The sequence below is a fragment of the Candidatus Pelagibacter sp. HIMB1709 genome, assembly GCF_052047635.1.
Taxonomy (GTDB): domain Bacteria; phylum Pseudomonadota; class Alphaproteobacteria; order Pelagibacterales; family Pelagibacteraceae; genus Pelagibacter.
On the sequence record NZ_JBNAJW010000002.1, the window covers coordinates 1 to 17,799 of the forward strand.

Annotated in this window: 1 protein-coding gene; it reads right to left on the reverse strand. The window is 37.5% G+C overall.

Features of this window, described 5'->3' with window-relative positions; all coding sequences use genetic code 11:
• Positions 1-17,797 (reverse strand): autotransporter-associated beta strand repeat-containing protein (locus ACTTAR_RS06305; protein WP_440698027.1); only part of this gene is annotated, 17,797 nt, incomplete at its 3' end.
• Positions 17,798-17,799 lie beyond the last annotated feature (2 nt).

Below are 17,799 nucleotides of genomic sequence, written 5' to 3' on the forward strand. Positions count from 1 at the left end.
CACCTGAAATAGTTAAGTTATCTCCAGTACCATCGTTCCCTTCAACAGTACTTGCAAATTGAACAGTTGAACCAGTAAAGTCTAATGTACCATTAAAGGTTACAGCATCATTATAAGTTTGAGTACTACTAGTTGTGATATCAACACTGATAACTGTTGTACCGCTAGCGTTGGTAGTTAAGGTAGTTAACGCTGTGCTGCCACCAATTTCAGCTGATAATGTAGTGGTTCCAGTAGTGTTTAAAGTTAATGAGTATCCACCATTAGTAGCTCCCGCTAATGTTATTGCTCCTGCAGTATTACCATCTACTATAGTGTTTGCTGCAAGAGTGATCGCTGTATCGCCATCACCAATAGAGATCGTGTCTCCTGAAGTTTGAATAGTACCTGCAAGAGTAACACCACTTGGTGCAGTTGCAGTGATACCTCCATTAAATGTTGAACTGTCACTTGAACTGTTACCCAGTGTAACTGTACCTGTATTAGTAAATGTAACTGCATTAGTAATAGTATTTGATGAACCGTTAAATACTAAGTTGTAGGCCTGACTAGCAGTATTTAAAGTAGTAATTGTAGTGTTACCACTAAACGTAATATCCGCTGCATCTGCTGTATCTGTTAAGGTTGCAGTTGCTGCCTCAAATGTTCCACTAAATGTAGTTCCCCCTGTTTGGGTTAATGTTACTGTTCCAAGAGCATTTGTTGCCCCAACGTTACTAGTAACGGATACAGTTCCAGTACCAGTATTGAATGTTAAGTTTCGAGTAGTACCATCACTGTCTATTGTTGATCCAAATGAAACATTTGCATTGGTTGTGGTAATGGTATCATTAGCACTTAATGTAACTGCTCCTGTATAGGTTTGTGTACCTGATGTTGTTACATTGGCACCTAGGTTAGAAGTTCCTGAAACTGAAATTGATGCTGCGCTAGTGATTGCTGCATTAAGATCAAGTTTACCAGTAATTGCTAAAGCACCAAGTCCATCTGTTGCTCCAACTGTATCTGCTGTTGCATCACCAAGAACAATTGTTCCAGTATTACCACCAGTATCAAATGTTAGATTGTTTGTTTCACCACTGGTACTATTTAAAGTTCCATTGAAAGTGATGTTGTCGTTAGTTGTTGTTAGTGTCCAGTAAGCGCTACCGGCCTCATCATTATCTACAGTAACTGCACCATGATAAGTTTGAGTTCCAGCTGAAGAAATATCTTCATCAATTACAGTTGTACCTAAAACAGTTAACTGATTTATACTTGATATTTCTGCATTAACTGTAAGATTACCTGCCCCTTCTCCACTTACACCAATTGTTAAAGAGTTACTTTCACCAGTTGCACTTGATACAGGATAATTAAATGTAACTGCGTTTGAATTAATAATTGTATCACCTTCTAAAGTGACTGTATCTCCAAATACTACAGTTACATCATGTGTTAATATTTCTCCCTGTAAACTAGAAGTATCAGTTACTGTAATTTGTGAATCTGACACTGAAGAATTGGTAATTCTTTCATTGCTTCCCGCTGCTAAAATACCAAGGTCACTGACAGTAATATTGTTTTGAAGATCAAGTAAACCGTCTCCAGCTATATCAAGATCTCCAGAACCATCTCCTAAAGTACCTGAGCCTGAAACTACGATCGTTCCATTAGAAATAGTAGTTTTACCAGTATAAGTGTTTGCAGCTGTTAATGTTAATGTGCCTGTTCCATCTTTTGTTAAAGTTCCTGAACCTGTTGCAATAGGATCATTGATTGTAGTATTTCCTGATCCACCAAAAGTAACAGCTCTATTAGTTCCGGTAATAGCATTTCCTGAACTAACATCTAAAGTTAATGTTCCACTATCTGAATTAATTCTAGTTGTTCCAGAAAGAGTGATTAATCCTGCAATAGAGTTGTTGCCTGAAATATTTCTTAAAGCACCACCACTTGAAATACCTGTTCCAACTAAAGTAATATCTTCACCAGCTCCAAGTGCTATACCACCAGATAGCTCTAATGCTGCACCACTTGAAACTGATGTATTTCCAGCAGTTGTTCCAAGAGCTGTATTATGTGCAGCTCTTAAAACTCCAGCTGAAACAGTAGTGTCACCTGTATAATCATTAGCGCCACTTAAAATTAAAGTACCTGCGCCTGCTTTAGTAATTCCATAATCACCACCTGCATCATCACCGATTACTCCACTAAACTCTGTGGTAGTACTTGTGTTAACAGTTAGTGTTCTTGTTGCAGCACCTAATTCTGCTGCAGCTTCAAAAGTTAAAGTTCCAGTATTAGTGCTATGTCCAAACGTTCCATTACCTGTAAATGTTACTGGGTTATAAAAATCTCTACCAGTAGCACCATCTGAAGAAATGGTTCCACCATTAACAATGAATGTTCCAGCACCGATAGCACTAGATGTAATTGAACCTACTGAACCTGAACTTGCAACTCCAGCTAACAATGTTCCTGCAGTTAAAGTTGTTGTACCTGTATAAGTGTGAGATCCTGATGTTGTGTAAATACCTGCTTCTGTTTTTGTTAAATTAATTCCTGAACCTGCTAAATTTGCTGAAACTGTTACTGTTGTTCCATCTGCTGGATTAATTGAATAACTTGAACCTGTTAAAGCTTTACTAGTTCCAGTAATTGATCCTGAAGTTAAAGTAACAGCACCCACAGTTTCTGTGTTATCAGCAAGATTTAATGTCCCTCCATTTACTGTTATGGCTGTGTTATCTGCAATAACTGTTCCAGTGGTAGAACTGTCTTGATCAAGTGTAAGTGTACCAGCAGATACAGTGATTAGTCCTGTTGAAGTATTTGTTCCACTAAGTGTTAATGTTCCTGCACCTGCCTTTGTTAAAGCTGCTGCAGAAGATCCATTTGAAATTACTCCTGTAATTGAACTTGCTGCACTGTTGGTAACTGTTATTGTTCCTTCGGATTTAATATTTGCTGCAGTAAGTCCTGCAGTTGTAAATGTGATATCTGCTAAATCATTTGTTCCACCAATTGCTCCTGATACACTGATGTCACTTGTTCCTGAGTTAATCGTAACTGTTCGTGCAGTTGCTCCGTCACTATTAATTGTTGATGTAAAAGTTATATCATCATCATTGCTTGTAATTGTGCTGTCTGCGCTAAATTGAACTGCACCGGTAAATGTGATTGTTCCATCTCCACTAGAGTTGTTAGGAGTATCAGTGTAAAATTGACCTCCTGATAAAGAAGTTGCAGTAGCACTGGCTGGAGAGGCAACTGCTGAACCTTGTCTCCATTGAAAATACATTTGATCTCCACCACTATTTTCTCCATAATAAATTGCTATAGGATATAAACTTCCTGATGTAACTGACTTACTTCCAGTTTTGGAACTCATACCATGAAGACCGGCATTAGTTACAACTCTATAAGAGTTAGCGTTAGTGTGATTATAACTACCTGATTGAACATCATCTAAAAAATCTGATAAAGTTTGACTAGCATTACCTATATAAACGTTTGATGAATCGTCACTGTATGTTGAAAAATGATAGGTTGCTGTTGCTGATGGTTGAAAATAACCTGTCCATCTAAATGCATATGTACCAAAATTACTTTCTCCAACAGAAATACTTGTGACAGTTGTTGCATCAGTATCAGAAGAACAAGTTGATCTAGTTCCACACCAATTAAGATCGCTCGATCCATCATCATAATCATTAAACAATGCGTTGTTATCACCGTAATATTGATAGTTGGTAAATATTTGAGTTAATCCTTCAGTTCCATCTCCACTACCACTATCATCTGTTGTAATATCTCCACCTACAACTATTAAAGCAGCTGTTAAATCAAGCTCACCTAAATCTTGAGTAGTTCCTACATTATCAGCAAAAGTTAAAGTTCCACTACCAGCATTTACAATTAATTGTTTGTAAGCACTTGATGCTGAATCTAATGTTGAGCTAAATGTAATGTTTGAATTTGTAGTCGTTAAAGTTACATCAGCACTTATTGAAACTGCACCTGTATAAGTTTGTGTACTAGATGTTGTAACATTGGCTCCTAAATCAGATGTACCTGAAACTGAAAATACAGTTGTTGAAGAAATTGCACCATCAGAATTTAGATTACCCGTAATAGTTAAATTTGCTGAACCACCTGCTATTGTTGATTGGTTATTTATTGTTCCAGAATTTGATCTTAAAATTCTGTTACCTCCTGACATCGTAACAGCACCAGTATAAGTTTGATTATTTGTAGTAGTGATATCAGCACCAATGTTAGATGTAGTTGAAACAGTTAAAGCATCAGCACCTGCGGTAGCTCCACTTCCAATCGCAGCATCTAAATCTAATGCACCAGTAATTCCAATTGTTCCAAGTGTTCCATTAGTTCCTGTTCCAACAGCAGCATCAAACTGGACCTCTGAGCTTCCTACACTTAAAGTTAAATTGTATGCTTGATTTGCTTGTGAGTTTACGGTTCCGCTAAAAGTAATTTGAGAGTTGGTAGTTGTTAATGTTGTTGCAGCACCAATAGTAATGATATCTGATGTTGCATCTCCATACGTTTGTGTTGAAGAAGTTGTAATTGTATTTGTATTGATTGTAGTGTTTCCAGTAATATCTAATACCGCAACACCTGTTACAGTATCTGCTGTACCATTACCAAAAACAGCATTACCTGTTACTGTTAAATTATTTGTGCCCCCTGCTACTGTTCCATTAGTTGTGACTGTAGTTCCAGTTAAATCAACATTTGCACTTAAAGTTACAGCCCCAGAATAAGTTTGAGTAGATGATGTAGTAACATCTGCACCAATATTAGAAGTTCCAGAAACTGAGAATGTTGTAATACCAGTTATAGCGCCATCGATGTCTGCGTTTCCTGATATATCGAATGAATTATTTCCTGATAATGCTGATGCGGTATTGATTGTACCTGATGTACTAGTGAAGGTTCTTGCACCGCTAATAGTAATACCACCTGCTGCGGTCAAAGTTTGGTTGCCAGTACTGCTGAGATCTTGATCGATACTAAGTGTTTTAGATACACCAGTTGCAGAAATATCTATAGTAGAAGGTCTAGTTGATCCACCTATCGCTCCTGAAATAGTTAAATCATCTGTGCTTGTTGAGATAGTTAAAGACTGGCCTCCATTACTTGTGGCATTGATTGTACCACTAAACGTTGTACCACCAGTTCCTGTACTTGATATTGTTGCATTTGCTCCAAGCACAATTGCTCCACTATAAGTGTTCGCACCACCTGTAAATCTTATAGCTCCAACTGAACCATCTCCTGTTCCAGAAATTGTAACTGCCTCAGGTACAGTTATTCCATTTGAAATTGATAATGTTGCACCACTTGCAACGGTTGATGCATTATCAGTAGTACCAAGAGCATTAGCATGAGAGATTGCAACTATTCCATCAGAAATAGTTGTTGCTCCAGTATAAGTATTGTCTGCAGTAAGCGTTAAAGTTCCAGCACCATCTTTTGTAACGGTACCTGCACCATTACCTATTACACCATTAACAGTAATGTTACCTGCACCACCAAAAGTTAATCCTATGGATCCATTTGAAATAGTTCCACCAATAGTTAATGTTCCACTATCAGAATTAATTCTAACTGCATTAGTAGATAAAGTAATATTACCATTGTAAGTGTTGTCTCCTGAAATGTTTCTTAGTGCTCCTCCAGAACTTTCACCCGTTCCATTTAAAGTTAAATCTTCACCACTTGCAATTGTTATACCTCCAATTAGCTCTAGTGCTGCTCCATTTGCAACTGTAGTATTACCAGTTGTATTACCAAGTGCAGTGTTATGAGCTGCTCTTAAAGAACCATTAGAAATAGTAGTAGTTCCATCATAAGTATTCGCTCCAGATAAAATTAATTTTCCATCACCGTTTTTTGTAATACCATATGTGTTTGCACCATCTTGGATTACTCCTGATGCTGTTAATTGTGCACCATCACTAACATCAAATGTGGAATTTGCTCCAAGCGTGATCACACCTGCAAAAGTGGATGTTCCTGTTGAAGTTGCTATTGTTCCACCATTATTTGTTATTGCTTCTGTAGTTGAATAAGTAACATTTTGAAGATCTAAAGTTGCTCCACTTGCAATAGTAGTTCCAGTAGCCGTTGTTCCAAGTGCATTATTAGCAGTTACCGCTAAAGTTCCAGCAGTTACTGTAAATCCAGCGTTGTGGGTACCAGCAGCTTGTAATATCATAGTACCATCACCAGCTTTTTCTACTGCAACTTCAGTGTGTGCGCTACCGTCATAAAAATATCCAGATACCGTTAACGTTTTAGTCGCTGATACTGTAAATGTTGTGCTTCCATCTGCTTCCTTACTTAGAAGTGCTGGAGCACTGATTGTAGAATCGTCAGTAACAACTACATCTTGATCAAAATTCCATGTTCCATCAGCAGTGGATATTGTATTACCAGAGCCTTCCTCCCAACTTAAAGTTCCTCCATCTAATGTTAATGTTCCACCAATATGAAAAGTTCTTGCTGTATTAGTATCGTCAGTAGTTAATTCACCACCAGTTCTAATATAAATATCTGGAGCACCTGAAGTTTGATATCCTATAAAACCATTATCACTACTTTGTACTTTAATAGTTCCACCATTTTTAATATCTATTGTTGTAGCTTTACCTAAACCAGTTTCTGAACCATTAGTTCCATTCGTCATTGCTAACATCTGACTTACATTTAATGTACCTGTAAAGTTTTGATTGCCTGATAAAGTAACCGTATCACTTCCGCTTAAATTAATAGTACCTGTACCTGCTCCCCAGTCTGAGAATGTTTGAGCGGATGAACTTGAATAAGTAAATGTCTTGCTTGCAGCAACAACTAAAGTTGCAGAATAATTACCATTACCTAATTTACCTGAACCACTAACAGTTATTGCTCCGTTGTTAACTGTCGTGTCACCTGTGTAAATATTGGTTCCAGATAAAGTTAATGTTCCAGTTCCTGTTTTAATTAAATTACCTGCACCAGAAATCACACCTGATACTGTTGTTCCTGTATTATTGCCTCCAACAGTTAGAGTTGTACCACTATTAATTTCTATATTACCTGCTCCAGCAATTGATCCGATAGTATCAGTAGTATCACTGTCATAGGTTGCGCCACTTGAAACTGTTAATGCTGTTGCATCTAATGAACCAGTTACATTTAATTCACCATCTGAAATAGTTGTAGCACCAGTATAAGTATTTGTTCCACCTAGATCTAAAATACCATTTCCATCTTTAGTAAAGGTAGTTGAACCAGTAATAACTCCATCATATGTAACTGTTTTTGTATCAGCTACACTTATTGTTCCACCACCAGTACTTAATGTAATTCCTCTATTAGTACTTAAAGTAATTGTCTCTGTGATTAATAAGGTACCGCTCTTGAGTGTTAATCTATCAGCATCTAAACTTGATATACTTCCTAATCCTGCATCTGCACTGATCGATAAAGTACCAGCATCAATAGTTGTTATACCTGTATAAGTGTTTGTTCCACTTAAAGTTAATGTTCCAGAACCTCTTTTAGAAAGAGCTCCTGATCCGTTTCCAATTACACCTGAAATTGTTGTATTGCCTGCACCACTTACTATTAACTCAATACTTCCGTTAGTTATGTTTCCACTGATTGTTAATGTACCCGCATCACTATCAATTCTACTTGTTGCAGTAGATAAAGTTATAGGTCCTTGGTAAGTATTGTTTCCAGATATATTTCTTAATGCTCCACCATTACTTATCCCTGTTCCAATAATAGTTAAATCTTCTCCACTACCGATTGTTATTCCACCAATTAATTCTAAAGCAGCACCATTTGCAACACTGGTATTGCCAGCTGTTGTTCCAAGTGCTGTGTTGTGAGAAGCTCTTATGGTACCAGCATTAACGGTGGTTGATCCTGTGTAATCATTTGCACCACTTAAAGTAATTCTTCCTGTTCCAACTTTAATTAAATTTCCATCACCACTTATAACTCCAGATAAAGTCGTACTTGCATTGTTAGATCCCACAGTTAAAGTTACGCCACTTGCAATATCAACTGTACCTGCACCTGAGATATTTGCTACTGCATCCGTTGCATCAACATCATAAGTTGCACCACTACTAACACTTACTGCTGTGTCATCAAGAGCTCCTGTTACTCTAAGTGTTCCTGCGGTAATACTTGTAGATCCTGTGTTAGTATTTGTTCCAGATAAAATTAAAGTTCCTGAACCTGATTTATAAAATGTGCTTGTGCCATCAATTACACCACCATAAGTTAAGGTTCTTCCACTAACAACATTTATTGTTCCACCACCAGTACTTAAAGTAATTCCTCTATTGGTATCTAATGTAAAGTTTGAACTTGCTGATAATGTTCCACCTTTTAATATTAATCGATCAGCATCTAAAGTATCAGGATCTCCAAGGTTGCTATCTGATGATATAGAAATAGTTCCAGCATCAATAGTTACTCTTCCAGTATAACTAGCTGTTGCATTATCACCTGACAAAGTTAATGTTCCAGATCCAACTTTAGTAAAATCATTAGCACCATTAAAGACACCTGAGAATTCTAAATCATTACCATCACCCGCTGTTAATGCTGCATTGGTTAAATCAATCGTTCCTGCTCCTGCAATAGATAGTACGGTATCTGTTGCATCAACATCGTACGTTGCACCACTTGCAACAGTGACAGCTGTTTGTGCTAAAGTACCATCGACATCTAAAGTACCAGCATTAATTGTTGTAGCTCCTGTGTAAGTATTAGCAGCACTTAAGGTTAGTGTCGAAGTTTCATCTTTGGTTAATGCACCGGTACTACTTATAACACCTGCGAGTGTTTGATCTGTAGTTGATGAGTAATGTAGAGTTCCTGCATTAGAGATGGTTCCATCATAATTTCCGCTTTCTAATGTACCTGTTCCATCTATTTTTAATGTACCTGCTGATATGGTGATGTTACCTGTAAAAGTATTAGTTGCAGTTAAAACTAATGTTCCGGCTCCAGATTTAGTTAATCCACCTGAACCTGATATTACTGAGCCAACGGTTGCGGTTTCTCCAGTGTCAGGGTTAAATACATATGAGCTTGCTGTTAAAAATGTACCAGTAACATTACCTTGTGTAACTGTAAATGTTGCAACAGTTTCTCCACTAGTATCTAATAAAGATAAATCTCCTCCATCAACAGTAACATTTGCAGTATCTGCAATTACAGTTCCTGTAGTTCCATCTGCATCATTTAAAACTAATGTTCCAGCTGATACAGTATAAGTTCCTGTATTAGTATTATCGCCAGTTAAAGTTAAAGTTCCAGATCCAACTTTAGTTAAAGAACCAGCTCCCTCAATTACTCCAGAGAATTCTGTATCCGAACCATCATTACCTGCAGATAAAGTTTGGCTTGAAGCAATATTAATTGTTCCAGCACCTGCAATAGACCCTACTGTATCAGTTGCATCAAAATCATATGTTGTACCACTTGCAACTGTAATGGCTGTGCTATTGGACAATGTTCCAGTTGTTTTTAAAGTTCCGGCATTAATTGTAGTTGCACCTGAATATGTATTTGCTCCAGTTAAAGTTAATGTTCCTGTTCCTGCTTTAGTTAGAGTTGCACTTGTTCCAGATATCGCTGCAACATCTGAGCTTGTTCCAGTAATAGTAATAGAAACTGCTGCACTATTTTGTAAAGCAATAGTAGAGGTATCAAAATCTCCAGCTGAAACTGTTAAACCATTAATTGCTGTACCACCACCTGTTGCTCCAGAGAAAGTAACCTGACCACCACTTCCTGTAGTTGTAGATAAAGTATAATTACCATCTATTGTTGAGCCAAAAGAAATACTTGATGCTGTGTTTGTTGAAATTGTTAAAACAACTTGTCCAATTCTTCCATTAGCTGTTGAGCTCCCATAAAAAGTATTAGAGTTAATAGTTGATGCTGAAGAAAAATCTCCACCGCTGTCAACTATTGCGTTTGCACCTCTATATCCACCTGTACTAGATCCTTCACCATTATAATTATATAAACTTCCGCTAGCACCACCATTAGAACCACCTCCACCAGCTCCAGCACCTGCACCGTCTCCAGAAGTTTTATCAGTTCCATCGCTACCAGTTGTTGATCCACCATTAGAGTAACTATTGTTACCTCCACTTCCACCATCAAATCTACCGGCTCCACCACCACCGGCACCACCGGCTACTACATAAATACCAGTTCCATTACCAACCTCTACAAGTGATGCAGCACCACCACCACCTCCACCACCAGATACCCCAGATGGTCCAGCATCACCTCCGGTACCACCATTATAATTACTATCAAGAGAATTAACACCTGCGCTACCACCACAACAACTACCCCCAGTGGAACCATTACCTCCACTTCCTCCAGGCGCAATATTTAGAGTTTTATTTGTGATACTAACAGTTACGTCTATATAACCAGGTCTACCAGTATCAGAACCTGCAAAACCGTCTGTACCACCTTTACCTCCAGATCCTCCAAACATTTGAATTCTGGTTACAGTTTGAGATGATGAAATTGAAACTGAATAACTTGAGGCACTTGTAAAACCACTGTCACCGCTATATCCATAGGTTTGAGTTGATGAAGTTGTACCACTAGAACCACTTACTTGTGTTGAGGTATTAGCACCTAAAGTTACAGCACCGCTATACGTTTGTGATCCAATTGTTACAATATTTCCAGCAAGTGTTGCTGCATTGGTTACTGTTAAATCACCTGATGTGTTTGAATCTCCATTTTCAATTCTATTTCCACTTCCAGCACCTGAGATAGTTAAAGTATTAAATGTTTGATCAGCTCTTAAGTCTAAAGTTCCAGTTGCAGCAATAGTTAAATCTGTACTAGATGATAGTGCACCTGTTAAAATAATTTCACCATTATCAATTGCAGTGTCACCAGTATATGTATTTGTTCCAGATAACAATAAAGATCCATCTCCATCCTTAGTTAAATTTGTTGAACCAGTAATTACACCGCCGTAAGTTAATGTTGTGCTACTATCAACATCAATTGTTCCATTACCTGTACTTAAAGTAATTCCTTTATTAGTACCAAGCGTGAAACTTGCTGAAGTATTTAAAGTTCCACCTTTTAAAATAATGTTGTCTGCATCAGCAGAACCTGGTGTTGCTCCTAAACCTGTTGCAGCCCCAATTGAAATAGTTCCATCATCAATTGTGGTGATACCACTATAAGTATTTACACCTGATAAAGTTAATGTACCTGAACCTGCCTTAGTTAAATTACCAGCGCCTGAAATGACACCTGAGATCGTATCGTTACCAGTGTCACCTGTAGTTAAAGTTTGACCGCTAGCAATTTGAACTGCACCTGATCCTGTTAATGATTGAATAGTATCTGTTGCATCAACATCGTAAGTTCCTGAATTATCAACATCAGTGCTATCTGAAAGTGTTCCTGATACAGTTAATGTTCCAGCATTAATTGTTGTAGCTCCTGTGTAAGTATTAGCAGCACTTAAGGTTAGTGTTGAAGTTTCATCTTTGGTTAATGCACCGGTACTACTTATAACACCTGCGAGTGTTTGATCTGTAGTTGATGAGTAATGTAGAGTTCCTGCATTAGAGATGGTTCCATCATAATTTCCGCTTTCTAATGTACCTGTTCCATCTATTTTTAATGTACCTGCTGATATGGTGATGTTACCTGTAAAAGTATTAGTTGCAGTTAAAACTAATGTTCCGGCACCTGACATTGTTAAACCACCAGAACCAGAAAGGACTTCAGAAATTGTTAAAGTAACCCCATCTGCCGGTGCATATGAATATCCACTTGAACTAATTAGTAATCCATTAATTGTTCCTGATGATTGAGTAACTGTACTCACAGTTTCAGATGTATCTGAAACAGTTACTGTTCCTCCGTTAACTGTTACGGATGCACTATCTGATAATACAGTGCCTGTATCTCCATCAGCATCATTTAAAATAACTGTTCCAACAGTAACGGTTAACGTTCCTGTAAAAGTATTATCACCTGTTAAAGTTAATGTTCCAGATCCAACTTTAGTTAAATTACCTTCTCCAGAAATAACACCTGAGATCGTATCATTACCACCATCACCAGTAGTTAATGTTACACTATTTGCTATTTCAACTGCACCAGCACCTGATAAAGATTGAATGGTGTCTGATGCATCAACATCATAAGTTCCAGCATTAACAACATCAGTTGTATCAGCAAGAGTTCCTGAAACTCTTAAAGTAGCACCACTATTAATGTTGGTGTCACCTGTATAAGTATTGGTTCCAGATAAAACTAAAGTTCCTGACGAACCAACATCAACTGTTAAAGCGCCTGATCCTGTGATTGCTCCAGGTACAGTTATAGTTGAACTATTGTTAACTTTAAAAGTTCCATCACCTGTTAATGTTACTCCTCTATTTGCATGAAAATTTATAGATGCTCCATTATAATTAAATAAAGTTCCTCCATTAAAAATAAGTTGATTAGCAACAAAAGATCCTGGTGCTGCTCCTAATCCTGCATCACTTAAAATATTAAGTTGTCCACCTGAAATAGTAGTTGTGCCTGTGTATGTATTTGTTCCAGATAACGCTAAAATACCAGCTCCTGATTTAGTAAATGCTGTTGAACCAGTAATCACACCACCATAAGTTAAGGTAGTGCTGGTATTAGTATTGATACCTCCACCATCGGTACTTAAAGTAATTCCTCTATTAGTATTTAAAGTAAAGGATGCAGTGGTTTGTAAGGTACCACCACTTAATGTTAATTGATCTGCAACTGCTGAACCAGGTGCAGCTCCTAAATTAGTGTCAGCTGCAACAGCAATTGTACCAGCATCAATCACTAATTTACCAGTGTAACTTGCAGCTGAATTATTTCCTGATAACGTTAATGTTCCAGATCCAACTTTAGTAAATATATTAGCCCCATTAAAGACACCTGAGAATGTTTGGTCATTTCCATCACCAGCAGATAGTGCTGCATCAGTTAAATCAATGGTACCTGCACCTTCAATTGATAGTACAGTGTCTGTTGCATCAACATCATAAGTAGCTCCACTTGCAACAGTAACTGCTGTTTGTGCTAAAGTACCATCGACATCTAAAGTACCAGCATTAATTGTTGTAGCTCCTGTATAGGTGTTGGTACCTGAAAGTGTTAGAGTACCAGAGCCAGATTTTGTTAATCCTCCAGAATTTGAAATCACACCATTATAAGATGTTGAGCTATTATCAGATCCAACTGTTAAAGTATAAGACTGTAAATCAATTGCTGCACCTGAGCTACTTGATAAATTTCCAGTTCTAAAATTATTGGTTAAAGTTAGTGTTTTTGATCCAGTTAACTCTAATCCTGATAATGTTATCCCATCTGCAATACCTATTGATTTAGTGTTATCAGTAGTTAAATTTAATATTGAGTTTGATCCAAAAGCATTTGCATGACCAACAATAATTTTACCTCCCTCAAATTTTAGTGCAGATGTAAAATCATTAGATCCAGAGAGTGTTATTGGTCCAGAAGTATCATAATCTAAAACGGTATAAAAACCACTGCCAGAAAGAACTCCACTAAAGGTTTGATCACTACTAGTATTTAATACTAATCCATAATTATCTGAAGAAGAATTTGAAAAATTACCAGCGTAACTACCCCCTGTACCAAGTCTTCCTCTTACAACCAATCTAGCATCGCCAGAGATACTTGTGTTCCCTGAATAAGTATGATCAACAACTCTTAACCTAAGTATCCCGTCTGTAACATTCAGTGCACCAGTTCCAGATAGAACTCCATCTAGATTTTGAGTTGCACTACTTGAGTAATTAAAAGTTCCACTATTTGAAATAGCACCATCATAAGTACCTCCTTCCAAAGAACCTGAACCATCGATAGTTAATGCTCCAGCACTAATTGTAATATTTCCTGTAAAAGTATTAGCACCTGAAAGCGTTAAAGTGCTATCTCCTAATTTTGTAAAAGCACCACCACCTTTTATGTCTCCTGTGTATGATGAGTTGTTTCCTGTAGCGTTTACTTGTAAGGTTCCTGTGGTTTGTGTGAAATCACCAGTGCCTTCAAGTTCACCTTGAATTAAAGAAGTTCCAGATGCAGATACTAAATTGGCAGTTAAAGTTACAGTTCCTGTACCAGTCGTGTAAGCTTTGATAGGTCCATCAACAGATATAGCCTGACTAATAGCTATGTTGCTAGTATTATTAGTAGTACCAACAGTTAGTCCCGTTAAATTGTTAAAAGTAAAATCTCCTAAGTCTATATCTTGCGTAAAAGCTGTTTGAGCAACATCGGATGTGTTATATCCTGGTAATAAATTTACCTCACCAGTGGTATCAAGGCCTATGCCATTTGCAAAAACATTTGCATATAAGGTAATATCATTACCACCTCCAGCTGTTAATGGGTCGTCGCTTCCACTATCTGTAAAATTAATTCTTCCTAGATTTTGAGCTTTGACTGTAATTGATCCATTCGTAGTTGTTAATGAACTTTCTTGGAATGAAACGTCATAATCATTACTTACGTTCTTTGCTTGACCTGTAATGTTAATATTTCCAGCAGCTGTAATATCAGTTGTATGAAAATAGGTTCCTCTTGCTGTGCTAGAGTTGGCCGCTTCTGATATTCCAATCATTGTAATATCGCCAGCTGAGGTAATTGAAATGGGGTTTCCACTTCCAGTAGTTTGTATTCCAACTAGGCCTGCTGTGTTATTATTTCCACTTCGACCATAAATTGTAATATTACCTGATGTTGATGTTTGTACAGTTACTCCACCAGCAATTAAAACTCCATCATCATTAGTTGCTAATGCGCTTCCTGTATCTGCATCTAATAAAATATTTCCACCTGTAGCTGTTAAATCTGAATTAACATCAATTGACCCTCCATAAACTGTAATTGGACCAGCTATTGCAATTGCACTATTTAAATTAATGTTAGAGGTATTAGTTGATTTACCAATAGTTACTTCTGTTAAAGTTGAAGCTTCTGTTAAGGCACTTGAGGTAAAGTTACTTGCAAAACTAGCAGCATTAGACTCGATTGTTAACGTTCCAGTACCATTAACTTGATAACTCTCGTTTGCTATAGTTGCACCGCGAATTGTAACATTTCCACTTCCTGGATTTATGATTAAATTCCCATAAAATGTTCCTGTACCATTCCCTTCGCTATCAGCATTAAGAGTAACATCACTGTTAGTTGTGGTTAATGTAATATTTCCTGATGAAGGGTTTGGATCTACATTACCTTCAGCATTTAAGGAAATAGCTCCAGTTGTGGTTATATTGTTTACATAAGAAATATTTCCTCCAGCTGTCGCTGAAAGACTTGTAAGTGGTGTTGTGCCCCCTATTATTCCTGAAGTAGTTAAATTACCTGAAGAACTAGTGGTTAAAGTTGATCCTCCATCAACAGTACTACTCAGAGTAATTCCCCCTGAAGAGGATGTTAAAATGCTGTTTCCGGTTAGTGAAACAGCTCCTGAATAAACTTGGTTTCCAGAGGTTGTAATATTACCTCCAATATCTGAGGTTCCTGAGACCGTTAAAGCTGAGGTACCAGACGATCTTGAAATAGTTCCATCAAGGTCCAAACTTGCAACAGTTTGAGTTGCTTGAAGATCAAAGGTAGCTCCTGAACTAACGATCAAATCACTTGAAGTACTTAAAGATCCAGTTAACTCTAAAGTTCCTGTTGAAACGGTGGTGTCCCCTGTATAGGTATTGGTGCCTGAAAGTGTAAGATCCCCTGCTCCAGATTTAGTAAAATTACCTGTTCCAGTAATATCTCCAGATACATCAGCCGCTCCTGTTGCAATACTAATTGTTAGAGTTTTGCTTGTCCCTCCATCAACATTGATTGTGGTTCCACTGTTTGTCTCTAAAGCAACGTCTCCCGCTTGACTACTGTCTGACGTTGCAAAAATTTCTATGTTTCCAGTTGAAGTAATGGAAACGGACTGACTTTGACCAAGTGATACTCCTTTTCCTGTTGAATGATCCCCATTATCTCTTCCACTAATTTTAATATTTCCTGACCCAGTATTTAAAGTTGTCCCTCCTCTAAATCTTACCCCATATAAATCATTACCTGATGTTGAAGCATAATCATCTCCAACCGTAAGACCATTCCATGTAGTAGATCCATCACCACCTCCGGCCCAAAAATGTCCTCCGTTTGTAGTGATATTGCCATCTGGCGTGACCACTTTACCATCACCATCACCATCAGCATCGGACCATAAAACTAGATTTAAGGCAGCATTGGTCGAAGTAATATTAACATCGCTGCTTCCAGTTGAAATTGATGCTGCTCCTCGAACTGTTCCAGTTGCTTTAAAAGTTAATGTTCGATCATTTACCCCAGTATATTCAATGCTATCATTGATATCGATATCATATTCTGTTGACTCGTTGATCCCTGTGTAAATACTTACGTTGTTACTTCCGAGCGCACTTTCTATCGTATCTGGATGAATTGTAACATCACCAGATGGACCTGAACCACCTGGAATACTGTCTGATCCACTAGTTTGAATGGTTATATTTCCTGGATCAAGCAGCCATTCTCCTGCTGAACCATCGTTTGCTAATGTTGAAACTTCAATTCCTTCAACATCTAACTTGTATCCTGAGGTCTCAATTTGACCTCCATTTCCACTGTTTTTTCCTCCTTCTGCTGTTAATTTTCCTTGAACTTTTGTAACTGATTGGTCATTTGTGATATCTGACCAAACAACTATTTCACCGCCATTTCCTGTGTTATTTGCTGATGCATTAAGTGTTGCTCCTTCCTCGATTGTTGTTGTTGTTGCTTGATAAATTGTTGGATCTGAATTTTGCCAACTACCTCCAACAAGTATTTGACCACCGCCATTGTCTCCTGATGCAATTAGAGTTGAATTACTTTTTACAGTAATTTCATCTCCTTCCAGGAATATTTTTCCTCCTTCTGTGTTAATTCCTTTCGCCTCAATAATCCCATCTGTGTTCACAACTGATTTTCGAACTGCATCAAGACCTCGAGCTGATAAAATAACTTGTCCGTTATTAGCGACAATTGCATTGTTATTTTCAACTAAACCATTGAGCGTTCCACTATCAATTGTGTAACTTATGAGTTGATTATAATTAAGGTTTAAGGTTACTTTCTCACCAGCGAGTAACGCTGTTGAGCCGTTTGGTGTTTCAATCGTCCCGTTGTTTTTGACAATTGATGAGATTAATGCAACCGCTCCACCTTCGAAAGCTTTAATCGTTCCATGGTTCTCTACAATTCCTGCAATGCCATCTTTTTCAAAAACAAAATTGTCTTTTAAAAAGTTTTCATCACTTAACTTTAGAGAACTTGCAACAATGGCACCGACATCTACTCTTGAGCCTTCAGAAAAAATTACTCCATTTGGATTTATTAGAATAACTTTTCCATTAGCTTCCAAGGATCCGTAGATATAACTTGGGTCAGCACTGTTGACATGATTTAAAGCAGACGAGTTTGAACTCGGCTGATTAAATTGAACTTTAGCATCAGAACCAATATTAAAACCAGACCAATTGGTAATTAATTTGTCGGTCTGCTGATCAATAGTTAATTGATTTGCTCCCTGACTAATTTCCGCTGTTCCGTGTGTAACATTGGGATCTGTTGGTAAAGTATTGTTACTTATTTCATTTGCACTTAATTTTAAATTTAGGCCAAGAACTAAAAATATAACTAATAATTTTAAGTTCAGCCTCATAC